The following is an 18,922-nucleotide window of genomic DNA, read 5'->3' as shown; positions in this document are numbered from 1 at the left end:
GGGTTCGGGGCGTCGGGGGTGCTGTCGCTCACGGGAGGGCCTTTCGTCGGATGCTTCCCCCCAGCGTTCCAGCGTGCGTCGCGGAGTGTCAAACGGCGCGCCGGTAGGCTGGTGCGGATCTGTCACACACCGTCGGGAGCACTCTCATGTCCAGCGATCGCGTCGTCCTCGTCACCGGCGGAAACCGCGGCATCGGCCGCGCCATCGCCGAGCGCTTCGTGGCGGAGGGGTACAAGGTCGCCGTGACGGCTCGCTCGGGTGAGGGACCCGCGGGAACCCTCACGGTGCGTGCGGATGTGACGGATGCAGCCGCCGTCGATGCGGCGTTCACCGAGGTCGAGGCCGCCCTCGGCCCGATCGCGATCGTGGTGGCCAACGCCGGGATCACGAAGGACACGCTCCTGCTGCGCATGACCGAGGACGACTTCGACAGCGTCGTGGCGACGAACCTCGGCGGCGCCTTCCGCGTCGTCAAGCGTGCGTCCAAGGGGATGCTGCGGGCCCGGTGGGGTCGCGTCATCCTCATCTCGAGCGTCGTGGGCCTCTACGGCTCGGCCGGCCAGATCAACTACGCCGCGTCCAAGAGCGCCCTCGTCGGCTTCGCCCGCTCGCTCACGCGTGAGCTGGGCGCTCGTGGAATCACGGCGAACGTGGTCGCGCCGGGCTTCATCGAGACCGATATGACGGCGGAGCTCAGCGACGAGACCCAGGCCGACTATCGCAAGAGCATTCCTGCGGGCCGCTTCGCGACGGCGGACGAGGTCGCCGGTGTGGTGACCTGGATCGCGTCGGATGACGCCGCGTACATCTCGGGTGCCGTGATCCCCGTCGACGGCGGTCTCGGCATGGGGCACTGACCCCGCGCCGGCCCGCGTCAGGCGAGCGCTGAGAGGATCGCCTCGGCGACCTTCTGCGGCTGCGACAGCTGCGGCCAGTGGCCGGTCTTCTCGCCCTCGGCGTTCAGCTGGATGATCCGCAGGTCGTCGATCGCGACGAGTTCGGCAGCCCAGTCCGGCGCCTGACGGATGATGTCGCGGATGCCGGCTTCGGGCACCGTGCCGGTGATCATCGTCATCGGGACCGTGCGCCGCCGCTCGTCGCCCAACCGCAGGGTGTCGGTCGGGACGCGTTCGGGCACCGACTTCGCGCGAGACGCGGCTGAGGCCCGTGTCTGCTCGTCGAGGTCGGCGATCTCCTCGTCGTCGAACGAGTCCCACCCCGGGAACGGGATCACACCGTCGACCACCGGGAACTCCCAGATCGATCCGCCGTCGGACGGCGGGAACGTGTCGAGCAGCACGATGTGCGCAACGCGGTCAGGGCGTGCATCCAGGGCGCCGTAGGCGACATTGCCGCCGCCGCTGTGGCCGACGAGCACGACCGGCCCGTCGATCCGGTCGATCTCGGCGACCGTGGCCGAAACCCAGTCCGCGATGCCGATCTCGGCGGAGTCGGCGGCGGGTTCGCCGACGCCGGGCATCGTGAGGGGACGGGTCGCGTGCCCGGCGGCTTCGAGCGCCGGTGTCACCTCGCCCCATGTCGACGCGTCGAGCCAGAGTCCGGGAACCAGGATGATGTCCATGCCCCGAACGCTACTCGGGCGGTCCGACATCCGCGACGATCAGGGAAGGAGGGCGATGACCTCGGCGAGATCCACGGGGCCGACCACGACGTGGGCCTGCGCTCGCACGGCAGGCTTCGCGTTGAAGGCGATGCCGAGCCCTGCCGCCGCCATCATGCGCAGATCGTTGGCGCCGTCGCCGATCGCGATCGTGCGGTGCAGCGGCACCCCGCGCTCGGCCGCCCACTCCCGAAGCGCCGACGCCTTCGCCTCGGCATCCACGATCTCGCCGTCGACCCGGCCGCTCAGCTCGCCGCCTGCCGTCGCGAGGCGATTGGCGCGCCACACGTCGACGCCGAGGTCCGGGGCCACCGTGTCGAGGATCTCGTGGAACCCGCCCGAGACGACCCCGACGGCGCCGCCGCGCTCGTGCACGGCCGCGACGAGCTCACGCACGCCGGGCGTGGGCTCGATCCGCTCGAGGACGCGGGCGAACGCCGAGACGGGGACCCCCGCGAGCGCTTCCACGCGCGAACGCAGGCTCGTGGCGAAGTCGACCTCGCCGCGCATCGCCGACTCGGTGGCCGCGGCCACCTCGGGCCCGCGGCCGGCCTCGTCGGCGATGAGCTCGATGACCTCGTTGCGGATCAGCGTCGAATCGGCGTCGAGAACGACGAGGAAGCGTGCGGGAGCGGGCATCCCACAACGCTAGCGGGCCGCCACGCGCCCGCAGCGCCCTGTGTCACCGTGCGACGTGGAAGCCCTTGCCGACGACGGTGATGCCCGAATCGGTGATCGTGAAGCCGCGTGCGAGATCCTTCTCGCGGTCGACGCCCACGGTCGCACCGTCGGCGAGAACCACGTTCTTGTCGAGGATCGCGCGATGGATGCGGGCACCCGCGCCGACGTGCACGTGGTCGAAGAGCACCGAATCGGTGATCGTCGACCCGCCGCCGGCGAGTGTCCAGGGGCCCACGACGCTGCGCTCGAGATGCGTGCCCGAGAGCACCGAGCCGAGCGAGACGATCGAGTCGATCGAGTTGCCGATGCGCCCCACCGAGTCGCGCACGAACTTCGCGGGGGGCGAATTGACCGCCTGGGAGTGGATCGGCCAGTCCATGTTGTAGAGGTTGAAGACGGGCAGCGTCGAGATGAGATCCCGGTGTGCGTCGAAGAACGAGTCGATCGTCCCGACGTCGCGCCAGTAGTCGCGATCGCGATCGGTCGACCCGGGCACGTCGTTGCGCTTCATGTCGTACACGCCCGCCTCGCCGCGACCGACGAAGTACGGCACGATGTCGCCGCCCATGTCGTGGTTCGAGGTGGGCAGTTCGCCGTCGGATTCGACGGCTTCGATCAGGGCGTCGGCGTCGAAGATGTAGTTGCCCATCGACGCCAGCACCTCGTGCGGGGCGTCGGCGAGGCCGGTCGGGTTCTGCGGCTTCTCGAGGAACTCGTTGATCTTGCCCGGGTCGTCCTTGTCGACGTCGATGACGCCGAACTGATTGGCGAGGGCGATCGGCTGGCGGATGCCGGCGACGGTCGCACGGGCGCCCGACTCGATGTGCGCGGCGAGCATCTGGCGGAAGTCCATGCGATAGACGTGGTCGGCGCCGATGACCACGACGATGTCGGGCTTCTCGTCGTTGACGAGGTTGAGGCTCTGCAGGATGGCGTCGGCCGAACCCGAGAACCAGCGCTTGCCGAGCCGCTGCTGTGCGGGCACCGACGCGACATACGAGTCCAGCAGCGCCGACATGCGCCACGTCTGCGAGATGTGGCGGTCGAGGCTGTGCGATTTGTACTGCGTCAGCACAACGATCTGCCGCAACCCCGAATTTATGAGATTCGATATCGCGAAGTCGATGAGGCGGTACTGGCCGCCGAACGGCACAGCGGGCTTCGCCCGATCCGCCGTCAGGGGCATCAGGCGCTTTCCCTCGCCACCGGCGAGGATGATTCCGAAGACCTTCGGCGCTGCAGGCATGGCACCACACTATGACCCACACCGCTGCTGGACTAGTTTCGACACATGCGCGTCGACATCGTCACGAAGGAATACCCGCCCGAGATCTACGGCGGAGCGGGCGTCCACGTCACCGAACTCGTCACAGCGCTGCGCACGACCCTCGATGTGCGGGTGCGCGCGTTCGGTGTCGAGCGCGACGAACCCGGCACGACGTCCTACGGCGTCCCGACCGAGCTGTCGGCTGCCAACGCCGCGGTGCAGACCCTCGGGACCGACCTCGAGATCGTGACCGATGTGGCCGGCGCAGACGTCGTGCACAGCCACACCTGGTACGCGAATTTCGCCGGCCATCTCGCATCGCTTCTGCACGGCATCCCGCACATCGTCACCGCGCACAGTCTCGAACCCCTCCGGCCGTGGAAGGCCGAACAGCTCGGCGGCGGCTACGCGGTGTCGAGCTGGATCGAGAAGTCGGCGTACGAGGGCGCTGCCGCGATCGTCGCCGTGAGTGACGGGATGCGAACCGACATCCTGCGCAGCTATCCCGCGCTGGATCCCGCAAAGGTGCGCGTGATATACAACGGCATCGACGTCGAGGCGTGGCACCCCGTGGAGGATGCCGCGCTCCTGGCCGACCTCGGCATCGACCCGGCGCGCCCGTCGGTGGTGTTCGTCGGCCGCATCACGCGCCAGAAGGGGCTTCCCTACTTCCTGCGCGCGGCCGAGCGGCTGCCCGCTGACGTGCAGGTGATCCTGTGCGCCGGCGCCCCCGACACGCCGCAGATCATGGCCGAGGTGGAGGGTCTCGTCCGCGGCCTCCAGACCACGCGCGACGGCGTCGTGTGGATCGATCGGATGCTGTCGCGTCACGAGCTGTGCACGGTGCTGAGCGCGGCGACGACCTTCGTCTGTCCGTCGGTGTACGAGCCGCTCGGGATCGTGAACCTTGAGGCGATGGCGTGCGGTGCGGCGGTCGTCGGCACCGCGACCGGGGGGATCCCCGAGGTCGTCGTCGACGGCGTCACCGGCCGGCTCGTGCCCATCGAGCAGATGCAGGACGGCACCGGCACCCCGACCGATCCGGAGCGCTTCGTCGAGGACCTCGCGCGGGTGCTCACCGAAGTCGTGGGCGACCCCGAGCGGGCCCGTGCCTACGGTGAGGCCGGTCGTGAGCGGGCCCGAGACGACTTCAGCTGGGCCAGCATCGCAGAGCAGACGGCCGCGCTGTACGCGGAGGTCGCCGCCGACGGCAGATAGGCTTACGGCATGCCGCAGGTGCTCGAGTTCTCCGACGTCGTCGTCCGCCGAACAGCCCGCAACATCGTCGATCACCTCGACTGGTCGGTCGACGACGACCAGCGGTGGGTGATCCTCGGACCCAACGGCGCAGGCAAGACGACGCTGCTGCAGCTCGCCGACACACTGCTGCACCCGACCTCCGGATCGGTGACGATCCTGGGGGAGCGGCTGGGCCGCACCGACGTCTTCGACCTGCGTCCCCGGATCGGGTTCGCGTCGTCCGCGATGGCGCGCCGGGTCCCGCCGGACGAGACCGTGCTCAATGTCGTGCTCACCGCGGCGTACTCGGTGCTCGGGCGGTGGAACGAGGACTACGAAGACCTCGACGAGCGCCGCGCCCTGCGGGTGCTCGCCGAGTGGAAGCTCGATCACCTCGCCGATCGCCTGTTCGGCACCCTCAGCGACGGCGAGCAGAAACGTGTCCAGATCGCCCGCGCGATCATGACCGACCCCGAGCTGCTGCTGCTGGACGAGCCCTCGGCGAGTCTCGACCTCGGGGCCCGCGAAGAGCTGCTCGCGCTCCTCGGCGGCTACGCCCAGGCGCCGACGACGCCGGCGATGATCATGGTCACACACCATGTGGAGGAGATCCCGGTCGGCTTCACCCACGTGCTCCTTCTCGCCGAGGGGCGAGTGGTGGCCTCGGGGCCGATCGCGGAGACGCTCACGGCGGACGCGCTGACCGAGACCTTCGGCGCCCCCATCCGCCTGACCGAAGACGGTGGGCGGTACGCCGCACGCGCGGCGCTCTGATAGAATCGTTCTTTGGTGCGCTCGCACCGCAGACTTTGACCGTCCTGGCAAAATCCAGGACTCCACTCCTCAAAGGACTTCTCATGAAGACTGACATCCACCCCGAGTACCGGGCCATCGTTTTCCGCGACCTGGGCTCCGGCGAGACCTTCCTCACCCGTTCCACGGTGAGCAGCGACAAGACGATCGAGCTCGACGGCGTCGAGTACCCCGTCATCGACGTCGAGATCTCGTCGGCTTCGCACCCGTTCTACACGGGAAAGCAGCGCATCATGGACTCGGCCGGCCGCGTCGAGAAGTTCAACCAGCGCTTCAAGAACTTCGGCTCCAAGTAAGCAGCCGCACAGAAGCCCCGCTCATCCTCGGATGGGCGGGGCTTCTGCCATGGCGGGCCGACGGTCTCAGCGCACCGGCCAGCTGCCGTCGAGGCGCTCGGCGCGATCGAGACGGCCGATCTGTATGAAGTAGTCCGTCAGGCTCGCCGCCTGCGCCCGTGCCCACGCGATCTGCCGGGTGTGGAGCTCGTTCGCGGTGGGCGGGAGCCACGGGGCGAATCGCTCCGCGAGGGCTTGGGCGACCCGGCCCGCCGCTACCGCATCGGCCGAGGCGTCGTGCGCGCCATCGAGGCGGACGGCGTAGTGCGCGGCGACGACCTCGAGCGTCCGCTTGCCGCGCCGCCACCGGTCGTACGCCTTGTCGATGACGAGCGGGTCGATGACCGGTGCGGGGTCGACGAGCGGCGCGACACCGTGGCGCACGGCCTCGTTCCTGAGCAGAAGTCGTACGACGCGTTGTAGGCGACCACCGGGATGCCGGCATCGAGGAGGGCCCGCAGCGCTCCGACGATCTCACCCACGACCTCGACCGCCGGGCGCCCCTCGCTGCGAGCGCGCTCGGTCGTGATGCCGTGGACGGCGGTCGCACCCTCCGGAATCCCGATTCCGGGATCGGCGATCCAGTCACGCGCGAGGATCACCGATCCCGCGGCGTCGAGCAGCCCGACATGGGCCGTCACGACGCGATCGCTCGTGACGTCGACGCCTGTCGTCTCGAGGTCGAACACCCCCACGACGCGCACCCAGCCAGGGAGTGATTCGGGGGTGTCGGTGGGCCGGTGATCCATGCCGATGACGGTATGCGACGCCTCCGACATCGGCGCCCTGTCCCTCGTAGACTCGACGGGTGCCTTCACCGAATCCGTACGCGGCGCTGCTCGATCAGATCCCGGTCGAGCGCCTCGAGGTGTCTGTGCTCGGCGGGCGCACGGCGTACTGGGTCTACGGCGCTGCCGACGCCGCGACGACCGTCATCGCCGTACACGGGTTCCGCGGCGAGCACCACGGCCTCGAACCGGTCGTCGCGCATCTTCCGGGCGTGCGGATCATCTCACCCGATCTGCCCGGATTCGGCGAGACCGCGCCGCTTCCGGAACGCACTCACGACCTCGACACCTACGCCCAGTGGCTGCGGGAGTTCGCCTCGGCGGTCGCGCCGGGGGCGGTGATCCTCGGACACTCGTTCGGCTCGATCGTGGTGGCCGCAGCGGTCGCCGGTGGGCTCGAGACGCCCCAGGTGATCCTCGTCAATCCGATCGGGGCGCCGGCGCTCCAGGGCCCGCGCGGGCTCCTGACGCGCCTCGCGGTGCTCTACTACTGGGCGGGAGCCCGGCTTCCGCAGGGCATCGGCGAGGCGCTGCTGCGCAACGGACTCATCGTGCGCGTGATGAGCGAGTCGATGGCCAAGACCCGGGACCCGGAACTCCGCCGGTTCATCCACGATCAGCACGACACCTACTTCTCGCGCTTCGCCGACCGCGATGTGCTGCACGATGCGTTCGTGGCTTCCGTCTCCAACGACGTGCGGGCATTCGCGCCGCTCATCACGCAGCCGACGCTGCTCGTCGCGGCCGTGCGTGACGACATCACGCCGATCGAGGCCGAGCGACGCCTCGCGACGCTCTTCCCCGACGCCGAACTGGTGGAGATCGACGACGTCGGCCACCTGATCCACTACGAGACGCCGGCGCCCGCCGCCGCGGCGATCACGCGCTTTCTCGCGCCTTCCGACGCCGGTACGCGTTGACGTTCATGCGGTTGCCGCAGTTTCCGGTGTCGCAGTACCGCTTCGATCCGTTCTTGGAGTAGTCGATGTAGACGGCGTCGCAGTCGTCGGCGGCGCACACGCGGATGCGGTCGTACTCGTCGGATCGGATCACGTCGATGAAGGCCATCGCGGCCTCGACCATCATGCGGGTCGCCAGCGGCGAGTCGTCCGAGGTCGCGTGGATGTGCCAGTCGTACTCGTCGTGGATCACAAGGCGCGGGAGCGCCTCGCCGTCGGCGAGCATGCGGTTCACGAGAGGCACGGCGCCGACCCGGTCGACCTCCCACAGCTCCCGTAGACGCCCACGGAGGGCACGGACGGCTTCGACCTCGGCAGCGTCCCGACGCACGATGCCCGTGTAGGGGTTCACGACGAGGAACGCGTCGAGGTCGCGGGGGGTCTGCAGGGTGTCCTCGCCGTCATGGCCGGGGAGTGTGTTCACCAAGTCCACGACCATCATTAGCGTGCGCTTCGTGTCATGGATGAAAACCATGTTGACTCCTGACATGCCGTTCGATACTGTCACCAGTGTACGCACGCTTCACCCATGACAGACGGATGCCGCCCATGACTGCCACCGCGCCGCTCGCCGTGATCCCATCCGTAGCGGTCGCCTCTGCGGCGGCATCCGCTCGCCTGCGCACCACAGGGCTTCTGATGGCCATCGCCTCCGCCCTCGCGTTCTCGTCGAGCGGCCCGTTCATCAAGCCGCTGCTCGAGGCGGGATGGTCGCTGGGGGCGGCCCTCCTGGTGCGGATGGGCGTCGCGGGACTCATCCTCTCGCCCGCGCTCTTCCTCGCGATCCGGAGGCAGCGCGGGTTCCTCGGCCGCCACTGGCGGCTCATTCTCGGGTTCGGCCTGATGCCGGTGCTCGGCTGCCAGCTCTTCTTCTTCTCGGCGATGCAGCGGATGCCGGTCGCCGTCGCGCTCCTCATCCAGTACCTCGCTCCCGTGATGCTCGTCGGGTTCGTGTGGCTGCGCACGCGGAAGGCGCCTCCGGCTCTCGTGCTGTGGGGTTCGGTGGTCGCGATCACGGGCCTCGTGCTGGTCGTGAACATCGCCGGTGCCTCGTTCGACCTGATCGGCACGCTGCTCGCCCTCGCCGCGGCGGTGTGCGTGTGCGCCTACTTCGTGATCTCGGAGCGCGCGGGCGATGACCTGCCGCCCCTCGCTCTGGCGGCCGGAGGGCTGCTGACGGGCGCCGCGATCATGGGTGCGCTCTGCCTCACCGGCATCATGCCGTTCGAGGCGCCCGCCGTGACCGTCGTCCTCGCGGGTGCCGAGGTGCCGTGGTTCGTCCCGCTGATTTGGGTCGCTGCGATCGCGACGACCCTGGGCTACGCCTTCGGGGTCATGGCGGTGCCGCGCATCGGATCGCGCGTGGCGTCGTTCGTGGGTCTGTCGGAAGTGCTGTTCGCGCTCGGGTTCGCGTGGCTCTTCCTCGACGAGGTGCCCGCGCCCATCCAGTTCGTCGGCGGTGCGCTCATCCTCGTCGGGGTCGTGCTGGTGCGAGCGGATGCTACTCGCGCCGCGCCAGCTCCATGAGCGGCGCGACGCGGTGGGGGATGACCTCACCCATCACGAGCGAGGTCTCGGTGCGCTCGACGCCCTCGATCGCGAGGATGCGGGCGTCGGTGTCGAACAGGTGCTGCGTGTCGCGGCACGCCACGCGCACGAGCAGATCCACCTGACCGGAGAGACCGTGGGCCTGCACGATCTCGGGCACACGCGCGAGATCGACCGCGATCCGCGGCAGATCGGCCTGGCGGACGATGACGCTGATGAACGCCTCGATGGGGTACCCGAGTGCCGACGACGAGATCGCGCGCTCGTACGACAGGAATACCCCCGAGCGCTCGAGGCGTGCCATGCGCGCCTGAACGGTGTTGCGTGACAGGCCGAGCTTGTCGGCAAGGGCGACGACGGTCGCGCGCGGGTCCGTGGACAGGGCCGCGAGGAGCTCGAGATCGACGTGATCGAGGGCACTCATAGTGCGAAACGTTAGCACGGTCCTGAGTGCTTCTGGTTGGCAACATGCTCAAGCAGATGTCTGATGCTTGAGCGAGGTGCGATGGCGACGTAGTGTCGACCGTGCCGGCGACGACGCCGGCGATCCAGAGACGGCGGCCTCACGAGGGCGGTCCGCACCGAGGAGGAGTGACGATGGCGCACACCCAGACCCCGACAGCCGACGTGGCGACCGATATCGACGACGTGGCACGGCTCGTGACACCCGAGGGGGAGCGGATCTCCGATCCCGACCTCGATCGTTGGGTCGAGGACGCCGACACGTCACTTCTTCAGAGCCTGTATCGCGACATGGTGCTCGTGCGCCGCGTCGACACCGAGGGCGTCGCCCTGCAGCGCCAGGGCCAACTCGGACTCTGGGCGCCGTGCCAGGGTCAGGAGGCCGCGCAGGTGGGCACCGCTCGTGCCTTCCGCAGCGACGACTTCGTGTTCCCCAGCTATCGCGAGATCGGCGTGAACTTCGTGCGCGGCGCCAAGCCCGCCGACTTCGTCCTCGCGTGGCGTGGTGAGGAGCACTCGACCTACAACCCCTACGACATCAACACCGCGACGCCCCAGATCATCATCGGCGCACAGGCCCTTCACGCGGTCGGCTATGCGATGGGCATCCAGCGCGACGGCACCGACCAGGTCGCCGCCGCCTACTTCGGCGACGGCGCATCGAGCCAGGGCGATGTCAACGAGGCGATGGTGTTCGCATCCTCGTTCCGCTCGCCGGTGGTGTTCGTGTGCACGAACAACCAGTGGGCGATCTCCGAGCCGGTGACGGTGCAGGCCAAGTTCCCCATCGCCGGCCGGGCGCCGGGGTTCGGCATCCCGAGCATGCGTGTCGACGGCAACGACGCGCTCGCCTGCCTCGCGGCGATGCGCTGGGCGCTCGACAACGCACGCCGGGGGAACGGCCCGGCCTTCATCGAGGCCGTCACGTATCGCATGGGCCCGCACACGACGTCGGACGATCCGACGCGCTACCGCGACAAGGACGAGGTCGAGCGCTGGCGCCGTCGTGACCCGATCGCCCGCATCGAGGCGCTCCTGCGTGCCGAAGGGGCTTTCGACGAGGGCTTCCAGTCCGATGTCGCCGCAGCGGCCGACGCGCTCGGCGCCGGCGTCCGTGCCGCAGCGCTCGAGGCGACGAGCCGTGCGCCGATCGGCGTCTTCGACCACGTGTACGCCGAGCCTCACTCGGGTCTCGAAGAGCAGCGCGGCTGGTTCGGCGCATACCTCGAGGGCTTCTCGACCGAGGAGGTCGCGCGATGACGCAGCTCACCATGGCGAAGGCGATCAACGAGGGTCTCCGCCGCGCGATGGCAGACGACCCCAAGGTGCTCCTCATGGGCGAGGACATCGGAAAGCTCGGGGGCGTGTTCCGCATCACCGACGGGCTCCTCGACCAGTTCGGCGCCCAGCGCGTGATCGACACCCCGCTCGCCGAGGCCGGCATCATGGGCACGGCCGTGGGCCTCGCCTTCCGCGGGTACCGTCCGGTGGTCGAGATCCAGTTCGACGGCTTCGTCTACCCCGCGTTCGACCAGATCGTGTGCCAGGTCGCCAAGCTCCACTACCGCACGCGCGGCAACGTCACGATGCCGATCACGATCCGCATCCCCTGGGCAGGCGGCGTCGGCGCCGCCGAGCACCACTCCGAATCACCCGAGGCCTACTTCGTGCACACGTCGGGGCTGCGCGTCGTCGCGGTGTCGAACCCGCAGGACGCGTACGTCATGCTGCGGCAGGCGATCGCCTCGAACGACCCCGTCGTGTACTTCGAGCCGAAGCGGCTGTACCACTCCAAGGGAGAGGTCGATCTCGACGCCGATCTCGCCGATGCACCGCCGATGGGGCTCGCGCGGGTCGCGCGCGAAGGCAGCGACGTCACGCTGCTCACCTATGGTGCGCAGGTGACGACGGCGCTGGATGCCGCGACCGCAGCCGAAGACGAAGGGGTCTCGATCGAGGTCATCGACCTCCGCTCGATCTCGCCGGTGGACTACCGCACGGTGACCGCCTCGGTGCGCAAGACCGGCCGGGTCGTCGTCACCCACGAGGCCGCGCGCGAAGCGGGCGTCGGTGCCGAGCTCATCGCGAGCGTCACCGAGCGCTGCTTCAACCACCTCGAGGCCGCGCCGGTGCGGGTCACCGGGCACGACATCCCGTATCCGCCCGCCAAGCTCGAGAAGCATCACCTGCCCGATCTCGACCGGATCCTCGACGCGGTGGACCGCGTGCTGGATCGGCCGAACTCGCTGACGGGAGTCGAGCTGTGAGAAGTGATCTCGACGGCCGCGGAGCGGCCTGGACAGGAGCAGCGCTGTGAGCGTCCAGGACTTCAAGCTCCCCGACCTCGGTGAAGGACTTCCCGAGGCCGAGCTCGTGCAGTGGCTCGTCGCGGAAGGCGACACGGTCACACTCAATCAGACGATCGCCGAGGTCGAGACGGCGAAGGCCGTTGTCGAGCTGCCCTCGCCCTACGCCGGCACGGTGACCACGCTCCATGCCGGAGCGGGCGAGGTCGTCGCTGTCGGATCGGTCCTGATCTCCTTCGACGTCGGGGGAGCGGATGCCGCACCCGCCGCACCGGCGACCGGGGTCCAGGCCGAGACCAAGACCGCGGCCGAGGCGGAGGCCGAGCCGAAGGCTGAGCCCAACCTCGTCGGCTACGGCGCGGCACCCCGCGGATCGGCGCGTCCGCAGCGGCGCGCGCGCTCGGCGAGCGGGCGGCCGGCTGCATCCGACACCGCCGTCCTCGAAGCGGCCCCGCACGACGCGATCCACGCCGACGTCGTCGACGCGCCCGTCGAGCGTCCGCGCTCGACACCGCCCGTGCGAGCCCTCGCCAAGCAGCTCGGTGTCGACCTCGCCCTCGTCGAGGGGACCGGTCAGACCGGCCTCATCACGCGCGGAGACGTCGAGGCCTACGCCGAGCGCGTGGGCGCGGCATCCGTCCCCGCCGCGGTCCCCGTCGCGTCGCAGGCCGCCATCCGCGTGCCGGCCACGCCGGGGGAGCGCACCTCGCGCACGCCGATCCGCGGCGTGCGCAAGCACACCGCCGAGGCGATGGTGCGGAGCGCCTTCACCGCGCCGCACGTGACGACTTTCCTCACCGTCGATGTCACCGCCACGAGCGAGCTGATCGCGTCGCTCAAGGCCGATCGCGCGCTGCAGGAGCATCGGATCGGTGTGATGGCGGTCGCGGCGAAGGCCGTCTGCCTTGCGCTGTCGCGTCACCCCGGACTCAACTCCCGCTGGGATGACGCGGCCGGCGAGATCGTCGAGCACCACTACGTCAACCTCGGTATCGCCGCAGCGACTGGTCGCGGACTCGTCGTGCCGAACATCCGCGATGCGCAGGAGCTCACCCTGATCGAGCTCGCCGACGCCATCCGGGGGCTTGCCGAGACCGCACGGGCCGGCAAGACGGCTCCGGCCGAGATGATGGGCGGCACGTTCTCGATCACCAATGTCGGCGTCTTCGGCGTCGATGCGGGCACTCCGATCATCAATCCCGGCGAAGCCGGGATCCTCGCGCTCGGCGCCGTTCGGCGTCAGCCGTGGGAGCACCGGGGTGAGATCGCGCTCCGCGACGTCATGACGCTCGCGCTGTCGTTCGACCACCGGCTCGTCGACGGCGAGCAGGGCTCGCGGTTCCTCGTGGATGTGGCGGACGTGCTGCGCGAGCCCGGGCGGGCGATGCTGCTGCGCTGAGCAGGGGCGAAGGGGCCGCGTCGGTTGCCGGCGCGACCCCTTCGCGTCATCGGGAGGGTCAGGCCACGAGCGACGCGTGCGCCATCGACTCGAGGATGCCGCGCACGGCGTCGTCGCCCGGTCGCGCTCGGAGCGCCCGCACGCTGTGCGGCGTGGAGTTGATGAGGCCGAAGCACGCGTGCGCGCGCACGCGGAGATCGTCAGCGCCGCGGTCGGGGTGAAGGGTCGAGAGGATGCCGATCCAGAGCTCGACGTACTCGCGCTGCAGCCGCCGAACGGTGTGACGGTCGTCGTCGCTCAGTGCGGCGAGATCGCGGTCCTGCACGCGGATGACGTCGGCGTCGTCGAGCGCGAAGTCGACGTGGAACGCGATGAGCGCGCGCAGCTGTCGGTCGGGGGAGCCGCCGGCGGTGATCACGGCCTGGCCACCCGCGAGCAGGCGCTCGCTCACGCCGACGAGGATGGCGCCCAGCAGCGCCTGCTTGTTCGCGAAGTGACGGTACAGCGCCGGGCCGCTCACGCCGACCGCGGAGCCGAGGTCTTCGAGGCTGACTCCCGCGAACCCGCGCGCGGCGAACAGCCGTGCCGCCTCGGAGAGGATCGCCGCGTGCCGATCCGCCTTCGCGCGGCCGCGCTCCGTGACGTCGCTTGTCATTTCAGTTAATCCTCGCTAACCTGAGTTCCGGTTAGTGAACACTAACCAATGTGGTTTCGTCGGGACAACCGACGTGACCCGATCGTGACGTCGACGGAGATGACATGAGCGTCCTGGAGTCTGCAGTCCTGCGCGACGAGACGTTCTCGCGCACGGGCGATGCGCAGCGCGAACTCGCCGTGCAGCTGCACGCACGGATCGCCGCCGCGGCCGTCGGCGGGCCGGCGGCATCGCGCGAGCGGCACGTCTCCCGCGGCAAGCTGCTGCCGCGCGACCGCGTCGCGCGGCTTCTCGACGAGGGGAGCCCGTTCGTCGAGCTCTCACCGCTCGCGGCTGACGGGATCTACGACGGCGATGCCCCGGCTGCCGGCGTCATCGCGGGCATCGGCCTCGTCCACGGCCGCCACGTGATGGTCGTCTGCAACGACGCCACCGTCAAGGGCGGCACGTACTACCCGCTCACGGTCAAGAAGCACCTCCGCGCGCAGGAGGTCGCCCTCGAGAACCGCCTCCCGTGCATCTACCTCGTCGACTCGGGCGGCGCGTTCCTGCCGATGCAGGACGAGGTCTTCCCCGACCGGGATCACTTCGGCCGTATCTTCTTCAACCAGGCGCGGCTGTCGGCGGCCGGCATCCCGCAGATCGCGGCCGTGCTGGGCTCGTGCACCGCGGGCGGCGCGTACGTGCCCGCGATGAGCGACGAGACGGTCATCGTGCGCAACCAGGGCACGATCTTCCTCGGCGGGCCGCCGCTGGTGAAGGCCGCCATCGGCGAGGTCGTCACGGCGGAGGAGCTCGGCGGGGGAGACCTGCACGCCCGCCGCTCGGGCGTCGTCGACCACCTCGCCGAAGACGACGAGCATGCCCTCGAGATCGTGCGCGACATCGTCGCGACCCTGCCCCAGCCGGCCGAGCCGGCGTGGGACGTCATCGCATCCACGCCGCCGGCCGTCGACCCGACCGACCTCTACGGTGTCGTCCCCGTCGACGTCAACCAGCCCTACGACGTGCGCGAGGTCATCGCGCGCCTCGTCGACGGGAGCGCCTTCCACGAGTTCAAGCGGAACTACGGCGAGACGCTCGTCACCGGCTTCGCCCGCCTGCACGGCCACCCGATCGGGATCGTCGCCAACAACGGCGTGCTCTTCAGCGAATCGGCCCAGAAGGGCGCGCACTTCATCGAGCTGTGCGACCAGCGCGGCATCCCGCTGCTGTTCCTGCAGAACATCTCGGGGTTCATGGTGGGGCGGGATGCCGAGGCCGGCGGCATCGCGAAGGACGGCGCCAAGATGGTGACCGCCGTGGCGACCACCCGCGTGCCCAAGCTCACCGTCGTCATCGGCGGCTCGTTCGGCGCCGGCAACTACTCGATGTGCGGGCGCGCATACTCGCCGCGGTTCCTGTGGACGTGGCCCGCGAGCCGCATCTCGGTCATGGGCGGCCCGCAGGCGGCATCCGTCCTCTCCACCGTCAAGCGCGACCAGCTCGAAGCCCGTGGCGAGGAGTGGTCGACAGGCGACCAGGCCGACTTCGAGGCGCCGATCCGCGCGCAGTACGAAGATCAGGGCAGCCCGTACTACGCCACCGCGCGCCTCTGGGACGACGGCGTCATCGACCCGCTCGACACGCGCGACCTCTTGGGCCTGGCCCTCGACGTCGTCGCACGCACACCCCTGCCCGAACCGCGCTTCGGCGTCTTCCGGATGTGAGTGCCATGACCTTCGACACCGTCCTCGTCGCCAACCGTGGTGAGATCGCCCGGCGCGTGATCAGGACGCTGCGCGCCCTCGGCATCCGCTCCGTCGCCGTGTACAGCGACGCCGACGCAGACGCGCCTCACGTGCGCGAGGCCGACGTCGCGGTGCGGATCGGTCCGGCCGCGGCATCCGCGTCGTATCTGAACATCGATGCGGTCGTCGCAGCCGCGGTCAAGAGCGGCGCGCAGGCGGTGCACCCGGGCTACGGGTTCCTGTCCGAGAACGTCGCGTTCGCGCGCGCCTGCGTGGCTGCCGGAATCACGTTCATCGGCCCCGGCGAGCGCGCGCTCGACGTCATGGGCGACAAGATCCGCTCGAAGGCCCACGTCGAGGCGCACGGCGTTCCGACGGTGCCCGGCTTCAGCGCGGCGGGGATGACGGATGCCGACATCGCGTCGGCCGCGGAAGGCACGGGGTATCCGCTCCTGGTGAAGCCCTCCGCAGGCGGCGGCGGCAAGGGCATGCAGATCGTGCGGTCGGCGGGCGAGCTGCCCGAGGCCCTCGCAACCGCGCGGCGCATCGCGTCGGCGTCGTTCGGCGACGACACGCTGCTGCTCGAGCGACTGATCGAGCGCCCGCGCCACATCGAGGTGCAGGTGCTCGGCGACGTGCACGGCACGGTGATCCACCTCGGCGAGCGCGAGTGCACTCTGCAGCGCCGTCACCAGAAGGTCATCGAGGAGGCGCCGTCGCCGGTCGTGGACGACGCCACCCGCGCTCGCTTGGGCGCGGCGGCCTGTGCGGCCGCGGCATCCGTCGACTATCGCGGCGCCGGCACGGTGGAGTTCCTCGTCGCGGGGGACCGCCCCGACGAGTTCTTCTTCATCGAGATGAACACGCGCCTGCAGGTCGAACACCCTGTGACGGAGCTCGTCACCGGGATCGATCTCGTCGAGCAGCAGCTGCGGATCGCCGCCGGGATGCCTCTCGGGATCGCGCAGACGGATGTGCGGCTGGAGGGCCACGCGATCGAGGCGCGCGTGTACGCCGAGAGCCCGGCGCGCGGCTTCCTGCCCGCCGCCGGCGCAGTGCTGGCGTGGCGGGCGGCCGAGGGCGTGAGGACCGATTCCGCCGTCGAGTCCGGCTCGACCGTATCGGCCGACTACGACCCCATGATCGCGAAGGTCATCGCGCACGGCGCCGATCGCGCGCAGGCGCTCGAGCGGCTCGACGCGGCGCTCGCGGACACGGTGGTGCTCGGCATCGACACGAACATCGGCTTCCTGCGCGCGCTGCTCGCCGATCCCGCCGTGCGGGCTGGCGCGCTCGACACGGGGCTCATCGACCGGATGCCGCCGTTCGAACAGGCTGCCCCGTCCGAGGCCGCGCTGCGTGCCGCGGCAGCCGCGGTCGCGCAGGCGGAAGCGCCCGGGCGCGCTCACGCCTCCGACCTGTGGCTCGCCCGCAACGGTTGGCGCTCGGCCGCGTCCGCCTCACCCGCCACGGCGCGCGTGCTGGACGACGCCGATGTGCTGCACCACGTCGCTCTTGAGACAGACGGTGTGCGAAGTGGTCGCCTCGCGAGCGCCGAAGCGACCACTTCGCACACTTCCATCGCTCAGGCGGACGGCGCGGTCTGGGTGCACGCGGACGGCGCGACCCATCGCCTGCGGCCCCTCGGCCGTCGTGAGGCGATGGAGCGCCGGCTCGCGGCTCGGGCGACGGATGCTGCCGCCACCGATCCTGTGCTTCGTGCGCCCATGCCCGGTGCCGTCGTCGCGGTGCACGCCGCAGACGGCGCGCGCGTCGAAGCGGGCGACCGCATCGTCACGATCGAGGCGATGAAGATGGAGCACCCCGTCGTCGCGGCGCACGCCGGCATCGTGCGCGTCGAAGTCGCTGTCGGCGCCCAGGTGCGCCGCGACGAGGTTCTCGCCCACGTCACCGCCCACGAGGCATCCGAAACCCCCTCCTGACCACCCCGAGGAGCACCATGGACCACCTGAATCTGACCGATGACGAGCGCGAGCTCGCCGGACTCGTCCGCCAGTTCGCCGAAGAGGTCGTCGCGCCGGCGTCGTACGAAGCCGATCGCACCCACACCCTGCCGATGGACGTCGTCGCCCAGATGGGCGAACTCGGCCTCTTCGGACTGCCCTTCCCCGAGGAGTACGGCGGACAGGGTGGCGACTACTTCGCGCTGTGCCTCGCGATCGAGGCGCTCGGCCGCGTCGACCAGTCGCTGGCGATCACGCTCGAGGCCGGGGTGAGCCTCGGCGCGATGCCGGTGTTCCGCTTCGGCACCGAGGCGCAGAAGCAGGAGCTGCTCCCCGATCTCCTCGCCGGCCGCGCTCTTGCGGGCTTCGGTCTGACGGAGCCCGAGGCGGGATCGGATGCCGGCGCCACCCGCACCACCGCGCGCCTCGACGGCGGCGAGTGGGTCGTCAACGGCTCGAAGCAGTTCATCACGAACTCGGGCACGCCGATCACTCGCTTCGTCACGGTCACGGCGGTGACCGGCGACAACGGCGGACGCAAGGAGATCTCGACGATCATCGTGCCGAACGGCACCCCGGGATTCACCGTCGAGCCCGCGTACGACAAGGTCGGCTGGCACGCGTCCGACACGCACCCGCTGACGTTCCAAGACGCCCGTGTGCCCGAGGCGAATCTCCTCGGCGAGCGCGGCCGCGGGTTCGCGAACTTCCTCCACATCCTCGACGAGGGCCGCATCGCGATCGCGGCGCTGTCCACGGGCGCGGCGGAGGGGTGCCTCGAGGCAGCCGTGGACTACGCGAAGAAGCGCACCGTGTTCGGCGAGGCGCTGGCGCGGCGCCAGGGCATCCAGTTCATGCTCGCCCGCATGCAGCTGCGCGTGCACAACGCGCGGCTCGCATGGCACCATGCCGCGCGCCTGCGCGATGCCGGCAAGCCCTTCAAGACCGAGGCGGCGATCGCGAAGCTGACCGCCAGCGACGCCGCGATGGACAACGCCCGCGATGCGACGCAGATCTTCGGCGGCAACGGGTTCATGAACGAGTACCCGGTTGCCCGCCACTTCCGCGATTCGAAGATCCTCGAGATCGGCGAGGGCACCACCGAGGTGCAGCTGCTGGTGATCTCGCGCGCGCTCGGCCTCGACGGGTAGCGTG

General features: G+C 70.0%; 18 protein-coding genes and 1 pseudogene. 12 read left to right on the top strand and 7 right to left on the bottom strand.

Features of this window, described 5'->3' with window-relative positions; all coding sequences use genetic code 11:
* Positions 1-146 precede the first annotated feature (146 nt).
* Complete coding sequence (fabG, locus tag FFS15_RS03945; protein ID WP_137843687.1) at positions 147-857, top strand: 3-oxoacyl-ACP reductase FabG; 711 nt, start codon at positions 147-149, stop codon at positions 855-857.
* 17 nt (positions 858-874) lie between these two features.
* On the opposite strand, the gene FFS15_RS03940 is transcribed toward fabG, so the two are convergent.
* Genes FFS15_RS03940 through FFS15_RS03930 form a run of 3 tightly spaced genes read right to left on the bottom strand, consistent with a single transcriptional unit; the run spans position 875 to position 3,548 of the window.
* Positions 875-1,582, bottom strand: a complete 708-nt coding sequence (locus FFS15_RS03940; RefSeq protein WP_137843686.1) for an alpha/beta hydrolase — start codon at positions 1,580-1,582, stop codon at positions 875-877.
* Between the two features lie 39 nt (positions 1,583-1,621).
* Positions 1,622-2,260: a phosphoserine phosphatase SerB gene (serB, locus tag FFS15_RS03935; protein ID WP_137843685.1), complete on the bottom strand. Its 639-nt coding sequence runs from the start codon at positions 2,258-2,260 to the stop codon at positions 1,622-1,624.
* A 43-nt stretch (positions 2,261-2,303) separates the two neighbouring features.
* Positions 2,304-3,548, bottom strand: coding sequence for a glucose-1-phosphate adenylyltransferase (locus tag FFS15_RS03930; protein ID WP_137843684.1), 1,245 nt, complete (start codon positions 3,546-3,548; stop codon positions 2,304-2,306).
* A gap of 45 nt (positions 3,549-3,593) precedes the next feature.
* Between FFS15_RS03930 and glgA the strand changes: the two genes are divergently transcribed.
* The 3 genes from glgA to FFS15_RS03915 all read left to right on the top strand — a co-directional run bounded on the left by glgA (position 3,594) and on the right by FFS15_RS03915 (position 5,917).
* Entirely contained in the window at positions 3,594-4,787 is a 1,194-nt protein-coding gene (gene glgA / locus FFS15_RS03925; protein WP_137843683.1) for a glycogen synthase, read from the top strand.
* 9 nt (positions 4,788-4,796) lie between these two features.
* A complete protein-coding gene (locus FFS15_RS03920) occupies positions 4,797-5,582 on the top strand; it encodes an ABC transporter ATP-binding protein (RefSeq protein ID WP_137843682.1) in 786 nt (261 codons plus the stop codon).
* Between the two features lie 83 nt (positions 5,583-5,665).
* Positions 5,666-5,917, top strand: a complete 252-nt coding sequence (locus tag FFS15_RS03915) for a type B 50S ribosomal protein L31 (RefSeq protein WP_137843681.1) — start codon at positions 5,666-5,668, stop codon at positions 5,915-5,917.
* A gap of 66 nt (positions 5,918-5,983) precedes the next feature.
* On the opposite strand, the pseudogene FFS15_RS03910 reads toward FFS15_RS03915, so the two are convergent.
* Positions 5,984-6,705 (bottom strand): annotated as a pseudogene (locus FFS15_RS03910) (exonuclease domain-containing protein).
* Between the two features lie 59 nt (positions 6,706-6,764).
* Here FFS15_RS03910 and FFS15_RS03905 point away from each other — a divergent pair.
* Complete coding sequence (locus FFS15_RS03905; protein ID WP_137843680.1) at positions 6,765-7,664, top strand: alpha/beta hydrolase; 900 nt, start codon at positions 6,765-6,767, stop codon at positions 7,662-7,664.
* On the opposite strand, the gene FFS15_RS03900 is transcribed toward FFS15_RS03905, so the two are convergent.
* The gene (locus FFS15_RS03900) at positions 7,624-8,178 is read right to left on the bottom strand and encodes a CGNR zinc finger domain-containing protein (protein WP_137843679.1); all 555 of its coding nucleotides are present in this window, start codon (positions 8,176-8,178) and stop codon (positions 7,624-7,626) included. The two genes, FFS15_RS03905 and FFS15_RS03900, sit on opposite strands and share 41 nt — an antisense overlap.
* A 74-nt stretch (positions 8,179-8,252) precedes the next feature.
* On the opposite strand from FFS15_RS03900, the gene FFS15_RS03895 reads away from it, so the two are divergent.
* On the top strand, positions 8,253-9,230 hold the full coding sequence (locus tag FFS15_RS03895) for a DMT family transporter (RefSeq protein WP_137843678.1): 978 nt from the start codon (positions 8,253-8,255) through the stop codon (positions 9,228-9,230).
* Here FFS15_RS03895 and FFS15_RS03890 read toward each other — a convergent pair.
* On the bottom strand, positions 9,205-9,675 hold the full coding sequence (locus FFS15_RS03890; protein ID WP_137843677.1) for an Lrp/AsnC family transcriptional regulator: 471 nt from the start codon (positions 9,673-9,675) through the stop codon (positions 9,205-9,207). The two genes, FFS15_RS03895 and FFS15_RS03890, sit on opposite strands and share 26 nt — an antisense overlap.
* A 173-nt stretch (positions 9,676-9,848) precedes the next feature.
* Between FFS15_RS03890 and pdhA the strand changes: the two genes are divergently transcribed.
* From pdhA to FFS15_RS03875, 3 genes are read left to right on the top strand one after another with little or no spacing between them, the layout of a single operon-like run.
* Positions 9,849-10,973, top strand: a complete 1,125-nt coding sequence (gene pdhA / locus FFS15_RS03885) for a pyruvate dehydrogenase (acetyl-transferring) E1 component subunit alpha (protein ID WP_137843676.1) — start codon at positions 9,849-9,851, stop codon at positions 10,971-10,973.
* Positions 10,970-11,980, top strand: a complete 1,011-nt coding sequence (locus FFS15_RS03880; protein ID WP_137843675.1) for an alpha-ketoacid dehydrogenase subunit beta — start codon at positions 10,970-10,972, stop codon at positions 11,978-11,980. The genes pdhA and FFS15_RS03880 overlap by 4 nt, the downstream gene beginning before the upstream one ends.
* 46 nt (positions 11,981-12,026) lie before the next feature.
* Positions 12,027-13,418 (top strand): dihydrolipoamide acetyltransferase family protein, encoded by a 1,392-nt coding sequence (locus tag FFS15_RS03875; RefSeq protein WP_137843674.1) that lies wholly within the window; start codon positions 12,027-12,029, stop codon positions 13,416-13,418.
* Positions 13,419-13,476: 58 nt separating this feature from the next.
* Here the strand turns inward: FFS15_RS03875 and FFS15_RS03870 are convergent, their stop codons facing one another.
* On the bottom strand, positions 13,477-14,073 hold the full coding sequence (locus tag FFS15_RS03870) for a TetR/AcrR family transcriptional regulator (protein WP_137843673.1): 597 nt from the start codon (positions 14,071-14,073) through the stop codon (positions 13,477-13,479).
* Between the two features lie 104 nt (positions 14,074-14,177).
* Between FFS15_RS03870 and FFS15_RS03865 the strand changes: the two genes are divergently transcribed.
* Genes FFS15_RS03865 through FFS15_RS03855 form a run of 3 tightly spaced genes read left to right on the top strand, consistent with a single transcriptional unit; the run spans position 14,178 to position 18,918 of the window.
* A complete protein-coding gene (locus FFS15_RS03865) occupies positions 14,178-15,782 on the top strand; it encodes a carboxyl transferase domain-containing protein (RefSeq protein WP_137843672.1) in 1,605 nt (534 codons plus the stop codon).
* A 5-nt stretch (positions 15,783-15,787) separates the two neighbouring features.
* The gene (locus FFS15_RS03860) at positions 15,788-17,746 is read left to right on the top strand and encodes a biotin carboxylase N-terminal domain-containing protein (protein ID WP_137843671.1); all 1,959 of its coding nucleotides are present in this window, start codon (positions 15,788-15,790) and stop codon (positions 17,744-17,746) included.
* Between the two features lie 17 nt (positions 17,747-17,763).
* Positions 17,764-18,918: an acyl-CoA dehydrogenase family protein gene (locus FFS15_RS03855; RefSeq protein WP_137843670.1), complete on the top strand. Its 1,155-nt coding sequence runs from the start codon at positions 17,764-17,766 to the stop codon at positions 18,916-18,918.
* The last annotated feature ends 4 nt before the right edge of the window (positions 18,919-18,922 follow it).

Origin of the sequence: Microbacterium sp. 2FI (genome assembly GCF_005502885.1) — a bacterium.
In the GTDB taxonomy this organism is placed as follows: Bacteria; Actinomycetota; Actinomycetes; order Actinomycetales; family Microbacteriaceae; genus Microbacterium.
This window is presented reverse-complemented; position numbering and strand designations above follow the sequence as displayed.

What these genes read in the sequence shown, in the direction of transcription:
- fabG (WP_137843687.1), top strand. Translation starts at nt 147, where the DNA reads ATGTCCAGCGATCGCGTCGTCCTCGTCACCGGCGGAAACCGCGGCATC.
- FFS15_RS03940 (WP_137843686.1), bottom strand. Translation starts at nt 1,582, where the DNA reads ATGGACATCATCCTGGTTCCCGGACTCTGGCTCGACGCGTCGACATGG.
- serB (WP_137843685.1), bottom strand. Translation starts at nt 2,260, where the DNA reads ATGCCCGCTCCCGCACGCTTCCTCGTCGTTCTCGACGCCGATTCGACG.
- FFS15_RS03930 (WP_137843684.1), bottom strand. Translation starts at nt 3,548, where the DNA reads ATGCCTGCAGCGCCGAAGGTCTTCGGAATCATCCTCGCCGGTGGCGAG.
- glgA (WP_137843683.1), top strand. Translation starts at nt 3,594, where the DNA reads ATGCGCGTCGACATCGTCACGAAGGAATACCCGCCCGAGATCTACGGC.
- FFS15_RS03920 (WP_137843682.1), top strand. Translation starts at nt 4,797, where the DNA reads ATGCCGCAGGTGCTCGAGTTCTCCGACGTCGTCGTCCGCCGAACAGCC.
- FFS15_RS03915 (WP_137843681.1), top strand. Translation starts at nt 5,666, where the DNA reads ATGAAGACTGACATCCACCCCGAGTACCGGGCCATCGTTTTCCGCGAC.
- FFS15_RS03900 (WP_137843679.1), bottom strand. Translation starts at nt 8,178, where the DNA reads ATGGTTTTCATCCATGACACGAAGCGCACGCTAATGATGGTCGTGGAC.
- FFS15_RS03895 (WP_137843678.1), top strand. Translation starts at nt 8,253, where the DNA reads ATGACTGCCACCGCGCCGCTCGCCGTGATCCCATCCGTAGCGGTCGCC.
- FFS15_RS03890 (WP_137843677.1), bottom strand. Translation starts at nt 9,675, where the DNA reads ATGAGTGCCCTCGATCACGTCGATCTCGAGCTCCTCGCGGCCCTGTCC.
- pdhA (WP_137843676.1), top strand. Translation starts at nt 9,849, where the DNA reads ATGGCGCACACCCAGACCCCGACAGCCGACGTGGCGACCGATATCGAC.
- FFS15_RS03880 (WP_137843675.1), top strand. Translation starts at nt 10,970, where the DNA reads ATGACGCAGCTCACCATGGCGAAGGCGATCAACGAGGGTCTCCGCCGC.
- FFS15_RS03870 (WP_137843673.1), bottom strand. Translation starts at nt 14,073, where the DNA reads ATGACAAGCGACGTCACGGAGCGCGGCCGCGCGAAGGCGGATCGGCAC.
- FFS15_RS03865 (WP_137843672.1), top strand. Translation starts at nt 14,178, where the DNA reads ATGAGCGTCCTGGAGTCTGCAGTCCTGCGCGACGAGACGTTCTCGCGC.
- FFS15_RS03860 (WP_137843671.1), top strand. Translation starts at nt 15,788, where the DNA reads ATGACCTTCGACACCGTCCTCGTCGCCAACCGTGGTGAGATCGCCCGG.
- FFS15_RS03855 (WP_137843670.1), top strand. Translation starts at nt 17,764, where the DNA reads ATGGACCACCTGAATCTGACCGATGACGAGCGCGAGCTCGCCGGACTC.